This window comes from Pantoea sp. RIT-PI-b, assembly GCF_001187905.1.
Taxonomy (GTDB): Bacteria; Pseudomonadota; Gammaproteobacteria; order Enterobacterales; family Enterobacteriaceae; genus Pantoea; species Pantoea nemavictus.
Map to the genome: position 1 here is coordinate 38,917 of NZ_LGIS01000029.1, position 14,089 is coordinate 53,005.

The 14,089-nt window shown below is 56.1% G+C and carries 12 protein-coding genes; 8 read left to right on the forward strand and 4 right to left on the reverse strand.

The features are described from left to right. Position 1: 1 nt before the first annotated feature. Complete coding sequence (locus AC790_RS19225) at positions 2-823, reverse strand: MBL fold metallo-hydrolase (RefSeq protein WP_049852842.1); 822 nt, start codon at positions 821-823, stop codon at positions 2-4. Positions 824-904: 81 nt separating this feature from the next. On the opposite strand from AC790_RS19225, the gene AC790_RS19230 reads away from it, so the two are divergent. Next, positions 905-1,834, forward strand: a complete 930-nt coding sequence (locus tag AC790_RS19230) for a LysR family transcriptional regulator (protein ID WP_049852843.1) — start codon at positions 905-907, stop codon at positions 1,832-1,834. Positions 1,835-1,897: 63 nt separating this feature from the next. On the opposite strand, the gene AC790_RS19235 is transcribed toward AC790_RS19230, so the two are convergent. Beyond that, positions 1,898-2,590 carry an SDR family NAD(P)-dependent oxidoreductase gene (locus AC790_RS19235; protein WP_049852844.1) on the reverse strand — a complete coding sequence of 231 codons (693 nt, stop codon included), beginning with the start codon at positions 2,588-2,590 and terminating at the stop codon, positions 1,898-1,900. A 134-nt stretch (positions 2,591-2,724) separates the two neighbouring features. Between AC790_RS19235 and AC790_RS19240 the strand changes: the two genes are divergently transcribed. Then, positions 2,725-3,660 (forward strand): LysR family transcriptional regulator, encoded by a 936-nt coding sequence (locus tag AC790_RS19240; RefSeq protein WP_049852845.1) that lies wholly within the window; start codon positions 2,725-2,727, stop codon positions 3,658-3,660. Here the strand turns inward: AC790_RS19240 and AC790_RS19245 are convergent. Continuing rightward, a complete protein-coding gene (locus AC790_RS19245) occupies positions 3,618-4,652 on the reverse strand; it encodes a LacI family DNA-binding transcriptional regulator (protein ID WP_009128361.1) in 1,035 nt (344 codons plus the stop codon). The genes AC790_RS19240 and AC790_RS19245 overlap by 43 nt on opposite strands. Positions 4,653-4,868: 216 nt before the next feature. Between AC790_RS19245 and AC790_RS19250 the strand changes: the two genes are divergently transcribed. The 4 genes from AC790_RS19250 to AC790_RS19265 all read left to right on the forward strand — a co-directional run bounded on the left by AC790_RS19250 (position 4,869) and on the right by AC790_RS19265 (position 10,139). Next, the gene (locus tag AC790_RS19250) at positions 4,869-5,897 is read left to right on the forward strand and encodes an ABC transporter substrate-binding protein (RefSeq protein WP_049852846.1); all 1,029 of its coding nucleotides are present in this window, start codon (positions 4,869-4,871) and stop codon (positions 5,895-5,897) included. A gap of 146 nt (positions 5,898-6,043) precedes the next feature. Next, positions 6,044-8,266 carry an iron ABC transporter permease gene (locus tag AC790_RS19255; RefSeq protein WP_049852847.1) on the forward strand — a complete coding sequence of 741 codons (2,223 nt, stop codon included), beginning with the start codon at positions 6,044-6,046 and terminating at the stop codon, positions 8,264-8,266. After that, positions 8,263-9,324, forward strand: a complete 1,062-nt coding sequence (locus tag AC790_RS19260; protein WP_049852848.1) for an ABC transporter ATP-binding protein — start codon at positions 8,263-8,265, stop codon at positions 9,322-9,324. Before AC790_RS19255 ends, AC790_RS19260 begins: the two co-directional genes overlap by 4 nt. A gap of 14 nt (positions 9,325-9,338) precedes the next feature. Then, positions 9,339-10,139, forward strand: coding sequence for an inositol monophosphatase family protein (locus AC790_RS19265; protein ID WP_049852849.1), 801 nt, complete (start codon positions 9,339-9,341; stop codon positions 10,137-10,139). 82 nt (positions 10,140-10,221) lie between these two features. Here the strand turns inward: AC790_RS19265 and AC790_RS19270 are convergent, their stop codons facing one another. After that, positions 10,222-10,860 carry a LysE family translocator gene (locus AC790_RS19270; protein WP_049852850.1) on the reverse strand — a complete coding sequence of 213 codons (639 nt, stop codon included), beginning with the start codon at positions 10,858-10,860 and terminating at the stop codon, positions 10,222-10,224. Positions 10,861-11,188: 328 nt separating this feature from the next. Between AC790_RS19270 and AC790_RS19275 the strand changes: the two genes are divergently transcribed. Together AC790_RS19275 and AC790_RS19280 are read left to right on the forward strand one after the other, a co-directional pair. Next, the gene (locus tag AC790_RS19275; protein ID WP_049852851.1) at positions 11,189-12,517 is read left to right on the forward strand and encodes a ferric reductase-like transmembrane domain-containing protein; all 1,329 of its coding nucleotides are present in this window, start codon (positions 11,189-11,191) and stop codon (positions 12,515-12,517) included. A 243-nt stretch (positions 12,518-12,760) separates the two neighbouring features. After that, on the forward strand, positions 12,761-13,873 hold the full coding sequence (locus AC790_RS19280; protein ID WP_049852852.1) for a lactonase family protein: 1,113 nt from the start codon (positions 12,761-12,763) through the stop codon (positions 13,871-13,873). The last annotated feature ends 216 nt before the right edge of the window (positions 13,874-14,089 follow it).

A 14,089-nucleotide genomic window follows, 5' to 3' on the forward strand; every position in this document is an offset into this window, starting at 1 on the left:
GTTAAACCTCCAGCGGAATCCATTGCCCGTCGCGCGTGACGCGTCCACACGAGCTGCCAGTAAAGTGGGTGCTGAACCAGATTGCCTGATGTTGTGCGCACCAGTCCATCACGCGTTGACGCGAAGTAACGGCCAGCGCTTTATCTTCACAAAACAGTGAGTTCCAATGCGGATACTGGAACTGAATCGGATTGTGCATCACATCGCCAGCAAAAATGGCGCACTCACCGGCGCTCTCCAGCTCAATCGACGCATGATCGCCGCTGTGCCCCGGCGTGGAGAGATAACGCAGCACGCCAGCAAACTGCGGCGAATCCTGCACGTCGATGCTCTCCAGTTGCCCGCTCTCGATCAGCGGCAGAAGGCTGTCGCGATAAAGTTCCTGAGTTGCCGGATGCTGCTGGCAATGCGCCAGTTCCCGTGCCGAGCAGATATAGCGCGCATTGGGAAACATCGGAGTCCATTGGCCGTCTTTTAGATGCGTATTCCAGCCGACATGATCGGTATGAATATGCGTCATCAGCACCAGCGTCACTTCTGCCGGATCGACACCCGCCTGCGCCAGGTTTTCTGCATACGGCGTATTGAGCTGATGAAACAGCGGCTTGTTATCGCGATGGCGTCCGTTGCCGGTCGCGGTGTCGATAATGATGGTCTGTTCAGCGCGGCGCACCACCCAGCTGTGGATCGATATTTCCGCTGGCTGCTGAGCCAGTTCATCACTCATTTCCGCCCGATGCGGCATAAACAGCACGCCCATTGGCAAGGACGCGGTTTGTTCGCTCACTTTGGTAATCAGGCAATCGCCAACGCGAATCGTCATCAGGTGCTCCTTATGGCTTGGTATCAGCGAAGAAGCCTCACTATACTGACGGTACTAACATTATTTAAATCGATTAAAATAATGCAAAGCATCAATGAAAATGATTTCATCCGCATCGACCTGAATTTGCTGGTGGTATTGCTGGTGATGTTTGAAGTGCGCAGCGTCACGCAGGCGGCACATCGGCTCTATCTGGGACAGCCAGCGGTCAGCGCGGCACTGAAACGACTGCGTGAAATGTTTGACGATCCGCTGTTTGTGCGCGCTTCAAATGGCATGACGCCGACGCCGCGTGCTGAGCAACTGGTGCAGCAGTTTGCGCCGCTAATGCAGGATCTGCATCGCGTGATCTTCACCCATCAGCCGTTTAATGCCGCGCAGGATAGCCACAGTTTTCGTATCGGCATGAGCGATTGGCTGGAGCATTGGCTGATGCCGGATCTGCTGGCTGAGCTGGCGCGTGTAGCGCCGAATATTGAGGTGAAAGTGATAGCCGCCGATCCGTGGCAGGCGGTGCCGTTAATGGAGCAGCAGCAGGCCGATGTGGCGATCGCGGTAGGTAATGAAACCAGCCGCGATCTCACGCGAGAGAAGATCCTGCGTGCCGGTTTCAGCACCCTGTGGGATCGCCAGCAAATTTCCTTAAATGCACCGCTGACGCTAGAGCAGTTTGTTCGCTACCAACATGCGCTGGTGTCGTATCGTGGCGTGAGCGAAAGCGCGCTGGATCGCCAGTTGCAGCAGCAGGGTTTAACGCGACGCATGCGCTATGTCACGCCGAATTTTTCCTCGTTACCGCTGCTGTTAAAACGCCTGCCGCTGTTTGCCACGGTGCCGCAAGGATTGGTGGAATCCTGGCGTGAGCTGTATGACCTGAACGCTGCGCCGGTGCCGGTCAGCATGCCGGATTATGAGGTTTCGCTGCTGTGGCACAACGCGCGCAGCGAAGATGCCGCCAATTGCTGGCTGCGGGACATGCTACGTATGTTGATAAAAAGTAAGCTGATTTGAGGTCGCCATAAATGGCGCCCCTACCGCCACGTTGTAGAGTCGCCATTTATGGCGACCAGCTGATCACCACGGCACCACGCGGCCCAGATAATCCAGATAATGAATCCCGCGCCGCCCGGCGTAGCTTTCCATGGTATTCAGCAGATTTGGGATGCTCTCCTCAATCGTCAAGCGTGCTTCCGGTCCGCCCATGTCGGTGCGTACCCAACCCGGCGCCATCAGCAACAGCGTACGATCGTCGGCGCTCCGCGCGGCGAAGCTGCGCATCAACATATTCAGCGCCGCTTTACTGCCGCGATACACTTCGTAATTGCCGTTAGTGTTGTTGGCCAAACTGCCCTGGCCGGATGACATCACCGCGATGGTGCCAGTGGCGCTGACGCGATCTTTAAAGGTCTCAATCACGCGCAGTGGACTCAGCGCGTTAGTCACCATGACGCGGATGAACTCCTCGGTTGACACATCAGCGATGGTTTCGCGGTCGTCATTTTTTACCCCGGCGTTGACGAACAGCATATCGAACTGCCGATCCGCCAGCCGCGTGTGCAACGCTTGCACCTGTTCTGGTTGGTTGATGTCCACGCTTTCCACCGTCAACAGCTGCGGGAAGCGCTGCGCCAGGTGTTGCAGCTTTGCAGTTGAGTTTTCACGTCCGGTGGCGACCACCTGATACCCGCGCTGGAGCAGGGTTTCCGCCAGCGCCAAACCCAGTCCGCGTGAAGCGCCAATCAGTAATACGCGTGTTGCTTCGCTCATCGAGCTCTCCTATGTGTAGATGCGATGATAAGAGTGTAGCGTCGGGTGAGGGCAGGCGGAATACGCAGCATCTGCATTGATAACCTGCAGCAAACGCCTTGTCACCTGGCCATGAATCAGCGAGGATAGCGCGCATGAATAATGCCGATTTAAACCTGTTAATTGCCCTAGATGCGCTGTTGATTGAAGGCAGCGTGATTGGCGCAGCGCGTCGTCTGGGCCTGAGCGAATCGGCGATGAGCCGCACGCTTGGGCGCTTACGCGCCACCACTGGCGATGCGCTATTAGTGCGTGCCGGGCGTCAGATGGTGCTGACGCCTTATGCCGAAGCCATTCGTGAGCGTACCCATCACACGGTAGGTGAAGCGCGGGCAGTGTTAAGCCCGTCGGCGCAGTCGCTGGATTTGCGCCAGTTACATCGTTGTTTCACCCTGCGCACCAATGAAGGATTTGTCGAAGCCTTCGGCGGCGCGCTGATCGCCGCCGTGGCCGAACAAGCGCCGCAGGCGTGGCTCAGTTTTGTGCCGAAGCCGGAAAAAAGCGCGCGCGACTTGCGTGAAGGCAATATCGATCTGGAGATTGGTGTGCTGGGCAATATGGGGCCGGAGATTCGCTTGCAGGCGCTGTTTCGCGATGGCTTTGTTGGCGTGGTGCGTGCCGGACATGCGCTAACGCAACAGCTGGATATCGCGCAGTTTGCGGCCTTTGGTCATATTGTGGCGTCACGCCGGGGTGAGCTGGGCGGGCCGATTCATGATGCGCTGCTGCAGGCCGGCTTAACGCGCAAGGTGGCGACGGTGGTGCCCGCATTTTCAACGGCGGTGGCGCTGGCGCAGGAATCGGACCTTGTCGCGCTGGTGCCGCGTTCACTGTTTCTTCATCATCCATTGTTCAAAAATAGCAACAGGTTAGCGATGTTTGAACTGCCGTTCCCGACGCCAGAAATGACGGTGTCACAACTGTGGCATCCCAGGCTGGAAAATGACGCCGCACATCGCTGGCTGCGCAGCGTAGTAAAACGTGTTTGTCAGCCGCCACGCACCGAACCGCGCCACACCACATCGGCCTGATACAGCAGGCTGTCGTGCTGCTGTTCACCTTGTGGCGTGAAGCCGGTGTCGTCCTGCTCGGTTTGTATCAACCATTTCACCGCGTCCTGGGCGAACTGCTCTACCGGCTGGGCAAAGGTGGTGAGATTATAAGATGACCAGCCAGCCTGGGCGATGTTGTCATAGCCGATCAAACAGAGGTCTTGCGGCACGCGCAGCGCAAAGCGGTGCCGCGCTTCATCCATAAATCCGCAGGCCACCAAATCAGTCACGCAGAACACGCCATCTGGACGTTGATGACGCGTCAGTAAGCGGTGCGCCAGAATTTGCCCGCTCTCGTAGGAGGTGGTGCCAAAGCGCTCCACCGTCACGCTTAAACCAGCGCGTTCCGCCGCCGTGACAAAGGTGGCTTCACGTTTTTTCAGGCTCGGCGTGCCCGCCAGCGAGTTGGCGAACGCCAGGTGCTGACAACCAGCGCGCTGAAACGCCATCACCGCGGTTTGTGCGGCACTCTCCGCATCAAGATTGATGCTGAGCGAGCCAGGTAGGGCTTCGTCACGGTTGATAAGAATGATGCGCTGGCCATGTTTGTAGCACTGGCGCGTGATGGTGCGATCCGGCATGCCAGAAAGGATGATCGAAGCATCGGCGCGGAAATTAATCGCCTGCTGCAGCGCCGCTGAAACGCTGTTATCCGAGCGGTCGGTGTTGATCAGCATCGCTACTTTGCCCGCTTCTTGTAAAAATTGCGTCAGCCAGCGCACCAGACTGGCGCGATACGGCGTGGCGATTTCCGAGACGATTAGGCAGACAATACTGCTGCGGTTACGCACCAGCCCGCGCGCCAGATGATTGACGTGATAGCCTAACTCTTCCGCCGCCTTCATCACGCGTTCACGCGTCGCCGGCGACACGCTGGCACCCGGCGTAAACGCGCGCGATACCGCCGAGCGCGAAACGCCGGCACGATCGGCCACATCCTGCGCGCTCACCACCGCTTTCTCATACTGCATGCTCCACACCTCTTCACATTCTGGCTGAACAGAGTCTGCCTGAGATTGCAAAGCTGTGCAAACAGCTTGAGATCTCATTTGTTGCATTTTTGTGACATCGCCTAACAATTGCGCACTGTGGTGTTTGACAGGACAATTCTTGTTCATTACTACTTTGCACACACGTGCAAGAAAAGGTGCCAATGAAGCACCAACCCTACAATCCAGGAGAACACTATGCGAGTCACCTCAATGGCCATCGCGCTATCCCTCTGCTGCAGTGCACTGCCGTTTGCCGCCTCGGCAGCGGGCAACTTGAATATGGTCTGTTCCGCCGACGTGGTGGTGTGCGAACACATGACCAACATCTTCAGCAAGGCGCATCCGGATATTAAAGTCAGCATGGTGCGACTCTCAGCAGGTGAAGCCTATGCGCGTCTACGCAGTGAAGCGCGCAATCCACGCACCGATATCTGGTGGGCCGGTACCGGCGATCCGCATATGCAGGCGGCGGAAGAGGGGCTGACGCAGGTGTACAAATCGCCGTTGCTCGATCAGCAGCAGGATTGGGCGCAGAAGCAGGCGGAAAACTCCGGCTATCGCACGGTAGGCATCTACGCCGGTGCGCTCGGTTGGGGTTACAACACCAAGCTGCTGGCATCGAAAAAGCTGAAAGAACCGAAATGCTGGGCCGATCTGCTGGATCCCAGCTTCAAAGGTGAAATCCAGATCGCTAACCCGAACTCCTCCGGCACGGCCTACAACACGCTGGCCACGCTGGTGCAGATCATGGGCGAAGATAAAGCCTTCGATTACCTGAAGAAGCTCAATGCCAACATTTCGCAGTACACCAAATCCGGTTCCGCCCCGGTGAAATCCGCCGCGCGTGGCGAAACCACCGTCGGCATCGTGTTTATGCATGATGCGGTGGCGATGGAGGTGGATGGTTTCCCGATCAAGACCGTCGCGCCGTGCGAAGGCACCGGCTATGAAATTGGCTCGATGTCGATTGTGAAAGGGGCACGCAACCTGGCGAATGCCAAAGTCTGGTACGACTGGGCGCTGAGCGCCGAAGCGCAATCGCACATGAAAGAGGCCAAATCCTTCCAGTTGCCGTCGAACCGCAACGCGGAGATCTCAGAGTACGCGCCGCGTTTCGAGAACATCAAACTGATCGATTACGACTTCAAAACCTACGGCGATTCGGCAAAACGCAAAGCGCTGCTGGGACGTTGGGATAAAGAGATCGGCGCTAGCGCGCAGTAACAGCGGCGCATACTGCGGCCAGGTCGTCATGAATGACGACCCTACAAAAACCCGCACACCACCTAACCCCGTAGGGTCGCCATTTATGGCGACCTGATTGCAAACCGCACGAAACCCGATGATCACATTTGAAGTCGAGGTATTTGATGAATGCACATAATCGCCGTCTGACAGGCGCGCTGGCTATCGGCGCAGTGGCATTGCTGCTGCTGCCGTGGTTTAGCCTGGAAGCCGGTTTCTTCAGCAGCGGCTGGCTAACCAGCCTGTGGAGCGACAGCGCCAGCGCGCCTGCACTTTGGCAACTGGGTGAACATCCGTGGCTGATGGTCGCCATCGCGCTGTGGGTGTTATGCGGCGCCTGTGGCGTCTTGCCCAGCGCCGCGCGCAGCCGTTTGCTGCTGCTGTTTAGCGCGCTCGGCGTGCTGTTCCTGATCGTTGAAGGCCACGCCATCGGTTACAGCGGCTGGAGCTGGCTGTGGCTGGAAAACCGCTTTGGCGCGCTGGCGTCCGGTCAACCGGCTATGGGCGCGGGCGCACTGTTGTTGCTGACCACTTTCCTGCTGCTGTTCTCCTTCGCGCTGGCCGAACGCGGCGTGATGAAAGGCGATGCGTTTGTGGTGGCATCGCTGGTGCTGCTCACCGCGCTGGTGAGCATCTTTGTGCTCTATCCGGTGCTGAGCATGTTCGTGGTGTCCGTACAGGATGTGGACGGCAGCTTTAAGCCGGATGGCTTGATCAGCAACCTTCAGGATCCCTCCATCTGGAGTCTCTCCTGTTTGTCGGGCGGCACCTGTGGCACCGCGTGGCGCACGCTGTGGCTGGCGCTGATGACCGCCGCCGGTTCCACGCTGCTCGGCCTGGCCTTTGCGCTGGCGGCAACCCGCACGCCGCTGCCGTGCAAAAAGGCGCTGCGCATGCTGACCATTTTGCCCATCATCACGCCGCCGTTTGTGATTGGTCTGGCGCTGATTCTGCTGTTTGGTCGTTCCGGTGTGGTCACTGAACATCTGGCGGCGCTGTTTGGCATCGAACCAGGTCGCTGGCTGTATGGCTTAACCGGTATCTGGATCGCGCAGGTGCTGTCGTTTACGCCCATTGCGTTTCTGGTGCTGATTGGCGTGGTGGAAGGCGTCAGTCCCTCACTGGAAGAGGCTTCACAAACGCTGCGTGCCAATCGCTGGCGCACCTTTACTCGCGTCTCATTGCCGTTGATGGCGCCGGGTTTAGCCAACGCGTTTTTAATTAGCTTTATTGAAAGCATGGCTGACTTCGGTAACCCGATGGTGCTGGGCGGCAGTCACGGCGTGCTCTCCACCGAAATCTTCTTCTCGGTGGTGGGCGCGCAGAACGATCCCAGCCGCGCTGCGGTGCTGGCGATGATTCTGCTGTGCTTCACGCTCACCGCTTTTGTGCTGCAACGCTGGTGGCTGGGCGGTAAAAACTTCGCCACCGTCACCGGTAAAGGCGACGGCGGTAAACACGTGCAGCTGCCGCGCGTGCTGCGTTACGGCGTCTACGGCATGGTGATTCCGTGGGGCCTGTTCACGTTGGTGATCTACGGCATGATTGTGGTGGGTGGCTTTGTGCAGTCGTGGGGCTTAAATGATGCGCTAACTATCGAGCATTACGTGCGTGCCTTTGGCGTCAGCTTCAGCAATGGACATCTGCTGTGGAGCGGCGTGGCGTGGAACTCCTTCTGGACCACACTGGAGATTGCGTTGATTGCTGCGCCGCTAACGGCAATCGTCGGCCTGCTTACCTCCTGGCTGATCGTGCGGCAGAAGTTTGCCGGTCGTCAGACCTTCGAATTCCTGCTGATGCTCAGCTTCGCCATTCCCGGCACGGTCATCGGCGTGAGCTACGTGATGGCGTATAACCTGCCGCCGCTAGAGATCACCGGCACGGCGATGATTCTCGTGGCCTGCTTTGTGTTCCGCAATATGCCGGTTGGCGTACGCGGCGGCATCGCGGCGATGAGCCAGCTGGATAAAAGCCTCGATGAAGCGTCATTAACGCTGGGCGCCAATAGCTTCCGCACGCTGCGCAAAGTGGTGCTGCCACTGTTGAAACCGGCAATCAGCGCCGCGCTGGTGTACGCCTTTGTGCGTGCCATTACCTCAATCAGTGCGGTGATCTTCCTCGTCAGTGCGCAGTACAACATGGCCACGTCTTATATCGTTGGGCTGGTAGAAAACGGCGAATACGGCGTAGCGATTGCCTACTCCACGGTGCTGATTGTGGTGATGCTGCTGATTATCGGCATGTTCCAGTGGCTGGTGGGGGAACGGCGTCTACGCCGCGTAGCCCGTCCGGTTGATCTCGTTGTGCCGCCTGCTTCAACTTCATTAACTCAGGAGAGTGCCGTATGACACGCGTAACCGCCGGTTCTGTGGTGTTTGAACATGTCTCGAAACGCTTTGCCGGTTTTGATGCCATTCCCGATCTCTCATTGACGGTCGAGCCCGGCACGCTGGTCACGCTGCTGGGTCCATCCGGCTGCGGTAAAACCACCACGCTGCGTTTGCTGGCCGGGTTGGAGCATCCCACCGCCGGGCGCATTTTGATTGGTGGCAAAGATGTCACCAACTTGCCGGCCAACGAGCGCGACGTGGCGATGGTGTTTCAGTCTTACGCGCTGTTCCCGCATATGAGCGCGCTCGACAACATCCTGTATGGCTTGCAATCGTCCGGCATGAATAAACGAGAAGCGCAGGACCGTGCGCGCGAAGGGTTGAAGCTGGTGGGGTTGGAACATCAGGGCCAGCGGCTGCCGTCGGAGCTCTCCGGTGGGCAGCAGCAGCGTATTGCGGTGGCGCGCGCGCTGGTGCTGGAGCCGCAGGTGCTGCTGCTGGATGAACCGCTCTCTAATCTCGATGAACGTTTACGGCGGCGCGTGCGTACCGATATTCGCGATCTACAGCAGCGACTCGGTTTCACCGCCGTGTATGTCACGCACGATCAGGAAGAGGCGTTGGCGGTGTCCGATAAGATTATTGTCATGAAAGAGGGGGATATTGCCCAGCAGGGCGCGCCGGAAAGCTTGTATCACGCGCCAAACTCGGTGTTTATCGCCGACTTTATGGGCGAAGCGAATATTCTGCCGTGCGAAGTGGAGCAACTGGAAGGCAGCGAAGCGCTGGTGCGCTTAGGCAGCCAGCGTTATCGCGTGCGCGGCAATGGCCTAAAAACCGGTGCAGCACAGCTGTCGGTGCGGCCACAGTTCATTACGCTGCGCGGTGAGGGCGCGGGAGCACTGCGCGGGGAAGTGACGCACAGCACGTGGCTCGGCGACCATATCGAATATGAGGTAGCTACCGAATTGGGTTCGCTGTTCATTGTCGATGCGGAGATGGAGCATCAGCTGCCGCTGGCATCGAACGTCGCCATCGATTTTAAACCTCAGGGTTTGGCCCTGATTGCCCGTTAATGTAAGGATGGATGATGAGTGAATTAGACAACGATCCGCTGTTATCACGCCTGATTCTGGCGGAAAAAGTCGCGCGCGCCGGCGGTGCCAAAGCGCTCGAGTATTTCCATCAGCGCGAGACCTTAGTAGTGGAAACCAAATACGATTTGCAGGATGTGGTGTCGCGCGCTGACCGTGAAGTGGAACAGATGATCGATCAGCAAATTCGCGCGCAGTTTGCGGATGACGGTTTCCTCGGCGAAGAGTACGGGCTGCAGCAGGGTTCATCAGGTTATACGTGGGTGGTCGATCCCATCGATGGCACCAGTCCGTTCCTGAACGGCATGCCAAACTGGTGCGTGTCAGTGGCGGTGTTACATGACGGCGTGCCGGTGATTGGCGTGATTTTCGCGCCTTATTATCAAGAGTGCTACGTGGCAGCGATCGGTCAGGGCGCGACGCTCAACGGCAAGCGCTTGCAGGTGGACGCGACGCGCACGCTGCAAAACCACGTCACCGGATTTGGTGCCAACAGCCACGTCAGCCCGGATGAAGTGGGCAAAATTCTCGCCTCGCTGCTGGCGGCGGGCGGCAATTTTATCCGCATCGGCTCGGGCGCATTGATGCTGGCATGGGTCGCCGCCGGCCGCGTGGTCGGTTATTACGAGCCTTACATGCATGCGTGGGATTGTCTGGCGGGTTATTGCCTGGTGAAAGAGGCGGGCGGCTGGTATCACCCGTTCAACACCGAAGGCGAACGTCTGCTGAAAGGCGCGCAGGTACTGGCCGTGGCGCCGGGTGCAGAAGCCGATTTGAAGCGCATTGCCGGGTTGTGATCTTGGTTGTGGTCGCCATCAATGGCGACCTTACGACAATTCTCCACGCTTTTGTAGGGGCGCCATTTATGGCGACCTCCCATCAAACCAGAATAAATTCCCGATAACCCGACCAAATCACATAGATCGCAAAATAGACAAAGATCAGCGCAGAAGCGAGGTAGGAATACTTGAGCAGCTGCTGCCCGAGCAACTTACCGCCCATGCTGCCCACCAGGCTGAGTACGCAGGTCCACACCACGCCCGCAATAAAGAAGCCGCCGAGGAAGGATGAGGTGGCGGCGGCGCTGCCGTGTCCCATACGCGAAATCAAGGCACCGCCCACGCTGGCGAACCACAGAATGGCAGTAGGTGACGACATCGCCAGCATCACGCCACGGCTAAACTCGCGCAGTAGCGATCGGTACGGCTGCTGTTCCGCTTCCGGCAATTCTGTCTGTTTACGCAGTGCGGCATACAGCATCTTGCCGGCAAACCACAGCAACAGCACGCCGCCACCAATCCATAGCACCCAACGTACGGCAGTAAATTGCAACACCACGGCCATTCCCGCTAGCGCCAGCAGCGCATAGACCAGGTCGCCAATGCAGGTGCCAATCCCCAGCCAGAAACCGTGAAAATAGCCGCGCTGCATCGCCAGCGTAATCATGGCGATATTGGCGAGACCGATATCCAGACACAACGATAAACTCAGCAGAAAACCATTTGAAAACTGCAACATAGCAATGTCAGCATCCCTGGCATGTAAATGGAGTGTTATTAAATCACAACGTGATGTCACAAGTCGCACTATTCGTCGCGGGCAATTTATCGCGCTGCATGCAGGCATTAATGCTGCACTCACACAATTCATTCTTATTATGCTAATTCAGCTGTAAGTAACTCCACGTTCTTATCACAATGTTTAATCTCCTTTTAGCTTGCTCATAAATCTTGATATTGAGCGTGATAATTTATCCGGCAACTTTACGAGGGATGAATATGATCGCTATCAGAATGGAATTGTTATACCCGATTGAAATAAATGTTAATAACGAGGTGCTTGATCAATGAAGAAAATTAAACACCTCTATCTCTCTATTTTTATCGTCGCGCTCCTGACTTATCTGCTCTCAGCAGAATATGCCAATATTAACGCCAATGCGTTATTGTGGAGCTTACGGCAGAATACGGTATTTCTGGCAGGTGTATTAGCATGGTTTGGCATGTCGTTTACCATTATTCTGAGTATTCGCCATCCGTTACTTTCTCGCTGGTGCGGCGGTCTGGATAAAGCGTATAAGCTGCATAAGTGGTGTGCTATTTCATCGGTAGTGTTTGCGCTTATTCACTGGCTGGCAGAGAAAGTGCCGCATTGGTTAGTTGATGCCGGGGTGGTTACTCATCCCGGTGAATTGGGCCATATAGTCATGACGTCATGGCAGGAGAGTTTATTAGAGTTTGGACTGATACTGGCAGAGTATGGTTTGTATATTTTAATCGCGCTTTCACTGGTTTCCGTTACTAAAAAGATTCCATATCATATTTTCTATTATCTGCATAAAGCTTTCCCGGTGGTGTATATTGCCTGTGCGTATCATGTAATGACCTCTCTTTTTAAAACCGAATGGTGGCAAACACCGGCGGCTTACCTGCTGGCGCTAGTAACGTTGGTTGCGGTTGGCTGTGCATTAATCTCGCTATTTCAACGCACCGGACGCCGTTATTCCGCTCAGAGCGAGATTCTGCAAGTCGTTGCAGCACCGCAAGATATTGTAGAAGTTAAACTGCGCAACCCTGCCAATATCGCCATGTTACCCGGGCAATTTGCTTTCGTTCAGTTTGAACACTCAACCGAGCGTCATCCCTTTACGTTGTCTGATATTAATCCGCAACAGCAATCGCTGACCTTATCGATAAAAAAACTCGGCGATTATACCCGGCAGCTGGCTCACCATCTGCAGCCCGGCCAGCGCGTAAACATGGAGGGGCCTTATGGTGATTTCACCTTCAAGGCGACAGGTCATCAGCAATTGTGGGTTGCCGGCGGAATTGGTATTACGCCATTTATGGCGAAACTTAAAGACGCCGCCAGAAGAGGCGAAAAACTTTCTGGCGTAGAATTGTGGTATTTCACCCGACTCGAGAGTGGAATTAGTTATCCCGACTATTTACCAGCGCTGTGTCAGCAAACAGATGTGGTGCTGCACTATTTTACCGCCAACGCTATACAAAATCTGGAACAACGCGTGAGCGCAATCAAAGATGATCTGCACTCGGCAGCATTGGATATTTGGTTCTGTGGTCCTGAAGGTCTGAAAAAATCGCTCATTCAGGCTGTAAATCAACATGAAATTAACCTTAAGGATTTCCATGCAGATTGCTTCTCCTGGCGCTAATAAACTTATCGCAGAATAACGTGGCGGGTTTAATTAGCGTGTTTACTTCAATAATGTGAAGGCGGTCACCTTCAGTGGCCGTGCTGTCATCTGACGCACGCTATATTCGCTTAACAGTCGGTAAATCTATTATTTAGGCGGAGTGTTAAGTTGAATAAATCAAATAATTTTAACAGGCAGGGTTTAGCATCCAACCTATCCATGGCATTATCTGCGGTTGTTTTCATCTTAGCGGGAAGTGCAATGGCAACTGCAGCGGAACACCACAACCAAACGGCGTTAGTCGGCACATGGACCAGCATTCCGGATGCGCCGTTAGTGCAAAATCCGGGGCATCCTAGCGAAGGCTTGTACCGATTGAAGGTCAATAGCGACGGCACCTTAACGCCACTTGATTTCATCAAAATGAAAAGCCCCTCATGGATCGTGAAATCCCACGACGGCCGCTTTGCTTATACCACCAATGAAGAAAATGCCGGCGCCGTTACCGCGCTCGCCATCGATAACAGCGGCAAGGTGCGGGTGATCAATGCGGTGGATAGCCACGGCCAACAGCCCACTCATGCCACCATCAGCCCGGATGGCAAATTCCTGTTTGTTGCCAACTACTCGGTGGCAAAAGGTGGTGCCAGCGTTGCGGTATTCCCGATTCATCATGATGGTTCACTCGGCGAACAGGTGCAGAACTTCCCGTTTGCCGATGGAAGCGGCGCGGTGAAAGATCGTCAGGATGGCGGTCACGCGCATTCAACGACCTTCACCCACGACGGCAAATATCTTTACGCGGCCGATCTCGGCGGCGATAAACTTCACGCTTACGCCTATCACGCGGGGAAAACCCAGCCGCTGCAGGCGGATACCGCGCGTGACGTCACTTTCCCGCCCGGATCGGGCCCGCGTCATATGGTGTTTTCACCCGATGGCAAACACGCTTATGTCACCACCGAAATGGCCGCTGAAGTCGTGGTGTTTGCCGTGCAGGACGATCGTTTGGAGCGACAAGCGGCGGTCAAACTGAATACAGAAAACAGCAGCGCCGAGTACAGAAGCGGTGGCGGCATCATCCTTAGCCCGAACGGCAAGTATCTGATTGCCGCTAACCGAGGTTCCGACAACAGTTTAGTGGTGTTCAGGATTGAGCAGGATGGCTCATTGGGTTCGCCGGTGCGCTATAAGGCGGACGGTATCGAGCCACGCGCCTTCGCCTTTGATGCCAGCGGCAAGTTTTTGTACGTGGCAAACGTGTTCACCAACAACATCACCCTGTTCCATTTTGATGCGGAAAGCGGTGCGTTAAAAGCCGCGGGCGAAGTGGCGAAGATAGCGACGCCGACGGATATTAGGTTCTTTAATTAAGGGGGGATTGCGGTCGCCATTTATGGCGTTATGCCGATCAGTTAAGCGCTAAGCAACTTTCGTTCGCCATCGGCTGGAGCAGTTTCAGCCATGCCGTGCGGCGACCGAGCAGAGGACGCCTGGCCGCGCCCTCTGCACTCCCGGGCCCTGCGCCAGCCCATCCCGCCGCTTCGCGGTGCCTTCGCTCCCTCGCGATTCCTGACGGACCGGCGGCGA